3 protein-coding genes are annotated in these 4,254 nt (G+C 71.0%); all 3 read left to right on the forward strand.

From position 1 onward, the window contains the following. Positions 1 to 102: 102 nt before the first annotated feature. Positions 103 to 1,497, forward strand: coding sequence for a hypothetical protein (locus VI238_RS12995; RefSeq protein ID WP_331652023.1), 1,395 nt, complete (start codon positions 103 to 105; stop codon positions 1,495 to 1,497). Between the two features lie 240 nt (positions 1,498 to 1,737). Next, positions 1,738 to 3,081 (forward strand): chloride channel protein, encoded by a 1,344-nt coding sequence (locus tag VI238_RS13000; protein ID WP_331652025.1) that lies wholly within the window; start codon positions 1,738 to 1,740, stop codon positions 3,079 to 3,081. A gap of 4 nt (positions 3,082 to 3,085) precedes the next feature. Continuing rightward, positions 3,086 to 4,254: imidazolonepropionase (gene hutI / locus VI238_RS13005; RefSeq protein WP_331652027.1), on the forward strand; the 1,169-nt coding region annotated here is incomplete at its 3' end.

Here is a 4,254-nt window from a genome sequence, read left to right on the forward strand (position 1 = left end):
CGGCGTCGAGGGAAATTCCCCATGCTCGCCGTGATCCCTCGCCCATCGCCCTCCCGTATGCAACCCGAGCGCTCATTCCGACGCGCACGAAGGAGTACCGCGATGGTCGCCAACACCACGATGTTCCGCACCCTGCTCGCCTGCGGCCTGCTGCAGGCCGGCTTCGCCTCGGCCCTGCCGCTGGACGGCGCACTCGACACGAACTGGGGTGTCCTCAGCTCGGGCAAGTCGCCGATCGCATTCGACTACGGCGGCACGATGTCCGACTTCGCCAGTGGCAGCGTGATCGGCCCCGACGGCGCGATGTACATCTCGGGCACCGTGCGCGACGCCAATGGCATCGCCCGCATGGGCGTCACGCGCCTGTTGCCGAACGGCATCATCGACGACAACTTCGGCACCGACGGCCGCGCGATGACGCAGGCGTCGCAGGGCGAACTGTTCAACACGGCCGGCATCGCGATGCGCAACAACAGCCTGCTCGTCGGCGGCTACAAGAAGACGACCGCCGACAACTGGGACTTCGTCGTCTGCGCGTTCTCGACCGCGGGCGTCCCGCTGCTGTTCAACGCGACGCTCACCTCGTGCGTGAGCGCGTCGATCGAACCGGGCCCGTCGCTGAGCCGCGACGTCCCGTACGGCATCGCCGTGCAGCCCGACGGCAAGATCGTCATGGCCGGCACGACCGCGGTCGCCAATGTCTCGGACACCTACGCCGCGTTCGTCCGCTTCCAGACCAGCGGCGCGCTCGACAACGGCTTCGGCCTCAGCAATTCCGGCATCCAGCTGATGCGCACGAGCAACTTCATCCGCCATCAGATCAACGCGGTCGCGATCGCGTCGAACGGCAAGATCGTCGGCGTCGGCAAGACCGACGTCGTCGGCGGCAACGACAGCTCCGCACTGATCGTGCGCCTCGAAGCGGACGGCACGGTCGACCCGCTCTCGCAGACGGACGAATGCTCGTTCGAAGTCGACGGCAGCAACTCGCGCGACACCGAGCTGCTCGGCCTCGCGCTCGTGCCGGGCAGCGGCGGCGAAGACGACCTCATCACGGTCGGCTACGCACAGATGTCGGGCACCGTGCGCAGCGCGCTGATCGCCAAACGCCTCGGTTCGGCCTGCGCCTACGACGCGGGCTTCAGCGGCGGCGACGGCACAAACGGCTACGCGACGGTGACCGCAGGCGACTCGTTCGGCTTCCAGAGCGTCGCCGTGCAGCCGAACGTCGGCTACGTCGTCGCGGCCAACTACACGCCGACCGGCGGCGACAGCGACTGGCTCGTCGGCCGCTATCGCTTCGACGGCACGAGCGACTTCCTGCTCACGCAGATCGACTTCGGCAACATCCACCAGAGCGATGTCGTCGCCGACGTGCACGTCTTCCACGACGGCATCTACGTCGCCGGCAGCTGGCTCAAGTCGGGCGCCAACTACGACTTCGGTGCCGCGCGACTCCTGCTCGACCAGATCTTCGCCGACGGTTTCGACGACTGATCACCCCGCAGTATCCGACGCGCGCGGTCCGCTCCGCACGCATCGGCTCGAAGGGCCGCCCCGGGGCGGCCCTTCTTCCGCACGCACGTCGATGTCGCGCCCGGCCGTGGTGCCGCGCGTCGCGGCCTCGACCGCGCGCGACGCTGCTCGCCGCATCGGCATGTCCGCGCTGGAGGGCCGTCGGCACGGGACATCGGGCGCAGGGTTGCCGCTCCGCGGCATTGCGGGTTCAATGCGTGGATGTCCACCGCAACCGACTGGCTTGCCCTGCATCACTGGCGTCGACGCGCCGCGCTCTGGGGCGGCGCGATCCTCGTCGGACTCTCGGCGATCCTGTTCGCCAAGGCTTCGAACGCGTGCTACGCGTTCTTCCTGCGCATCCTGCACGCGGGGCGGTACTGGCCGCTGCTGGTCACGCCGCTCGCATTCGCCCTGCTCTCCTGGCTCACGCAGGGCCGGCTGCGCGCGACGCGCGGCTCGGGCATCCCGCAGACGATCGCGGCGCTGCAGGTCGACGACGGCGCGTTTCGCGCGCGCCTGCTCTCGCTGCGCGTCGCGGCCGGGAAGATCGGCCTCACGCTCATCGCCCTCGCGGGCGGCGCCTCGGTCGGGCGTGAGGGCCCGACCGTCCACGTCGGCGCGAGCCTCATGTACTCGATCGGTCGCCGCTTCGGCTTCACCGAAGCGCAGGTCGCCTCGCGCTTCATCCTCGCGGGTGGTGCGGCGGGCATCGCGGCCGCGTTCAACACGCCGCTCGCGGGCATCGTGTTCGCGATCGAGGAAATGGCGAATGCGTTCGAACACCGCATGAGCGGCGTCGTGCTCACCGCGGTCATCATCGCCGGTGTCGTGTCGCTCGGCCTGCTCGGCGACTACGCGTACTTCGGCCGCGTCAGCGCCGTGCTGCCCGCGTTGCCCGGCTGGCTCGCGGTGCTTGCGTGCGGTCTGCTCGGTGGTCTTGCCGGCGGCGCCTTCGCGCGACTGATCACCCTGCACGGCGTGCGCCCGCTCGCCGCGCTCACGCGCTGGCGCGAGCGCGCGCCGATCGTGTTCGCCGCGGGCTGCGGTCTCGCACTCGCGCTGATCGCGCTTTCGAGCGGCGACACCGTCTACGGCACCGGCTACGACCAGGCGCGCGCGATCCTGCAAGGCGCGGCGGAGTCGCCCGGCCCCTGGTTCGGGCTGTCGAAGTTCTGCGCCAACGTGGTGTCGTACTGGGCCGGCATCCCGGGCGGCATCTTCTCGCCCGCGCTCGCGGTCGGCGCCGGCCTCGGCGACGTCGTCGCCGCCTGGCTGCCGTCGGCGCCCTCGGCCGCGGTCGTGCTGCTCGGCATGGCCGCCTACCTCGCCGGCGTCACGCAGGCGCCGCTGACCTCGGCGATCATTTCGATGGAACTCACCGACAACCAGGCGATGGTGATTCCGATCCTCGCCGCCTGCCTGCTCGCACGGTTCGCGTCGAGCCTGATCAGCCCCGTGCCAGTGTACCGGGCGCTCGCCGAATGCATCGTCGCCGAAGCGGCGCCGCGCGCGGCAGCGGCCGGCGCGTCTGCGATAATCGATGCACGCACGCAGCACGAGTGACGCGATGGAATCTCCCTGGGACGGACTGCTGCTCGACGCGCGCCTCGCGACGATGCAGGCGGGCGCAACCCCGTACGGCCTGATCGAGCGCGGCGCGCTCGGCTGGAAGGACGGCGCGATCGCGTTCGCGGGCGCGCAGTCGGATCTCCCCGGCGAGCCGGACGCGCTCGCCGCCCGCGTGGAGTCGGCGCATGGCGCGCTTGTCACGCCCGGCCTCGTCGATTGCCATACGCACCTCGTGTTCGGCGGCGATCGTGCGAACGAATTCGAGCAGCGCCTCGAGGGCGTGAGCTACGAGGACATCGCGCGCGCGGGCGGCGGCATCGCCTCGAGCGTGCGCGCGACGCGCGCTGCGAACGAGGACGCGCTGTTCGCGCAATCCCTGCCGCGCGCGAGGGCATTGCTCGCCGACGGCGTGACGACGATCGAGGTCAAGTCGGGCTACGGCCTCGACCTCGACAGCGAGCTGCGCATGCTGCGCGTCGCGCGCCGGATCGGCGACGCGCTCGGCATCGGCGTACGCACGACCCTGCTGTCCGCGCACGCGCTGCCCCCCGAATACGCGGGACGCCCGGACGACTACATCGCGCTCGTCTGCGACGCGATCCTGCCCGCGGCCGCACGCGAAGGCCTTGCCGATGCGGTCGACGCATTCTGCGAGAAGATCGCGTTCACGCCCGCACAGACGCGCCGCGTGTTCGAGGCCGCGCGCGCGCTCGGCCTGCGCGTCAAGCTGCACGCCGACCAGTTGTCGGACCTCGGCGGCGCCGCGCTCGCCGCGGAATTCGGCGCGCTGTCGGCCGACCATCTCGAGTGGACCGGCGACGACGGCGTGCGCGCGATGGCCGCGGCCGGCAGCGTCGCGGTGCTGCTGCCGGGCGCGTACTACGCGCTGCGCGAGACGAAGCGGCCGCCGATCGATGTGCTCCGCGCTTCGGGCGTGCCGATCGCGGTCGCGACCGACCTCAACCCGGGCACGTCGCCGCTGCTGTCGCTGCGCCTCGCGATGGGCATGGCCTGCACCTTGTTCCGCCTCACGCCCGAGGAAGCGCTGCGCGGCGCCACGGTCAATGCGGCGCGCGCGCTCGGGCTCGCCGATCGCGGAGTGCTCGAAACGGGGAAACGCGCCGATTTCGTCGTCTGGGACATCGAGCGGCCGGCCGATCTGTGCTA

Origin of the sequence: Dokdonella sp. (genome assembly GCF_036518555.1) — a bacterium.
Lineage (GTDB): Bacteria > Pseudomonadota > Gammaproteobacteria > Xanthomonadales > Rhodanobacteraceae > Dokdonella_A.

What these genes read in the sequence shown, in the direction of transcription:
- VI238_RS12995 (WP_331652023.1), top strand. Translation starts at nt 103, where the DNA reads ATGGTCGCCAACACCACGATGTTCCGCACCCTGCTCGCCTGCGGCCTG.
- VI238_RS13000 (WP_331652025.1), top strand. Translation starts at nt 1,738, where the DNA reads ATGTCCACCGCAACCGACTGGCTTGCCCTGCATCACTGGCGTCGACGC.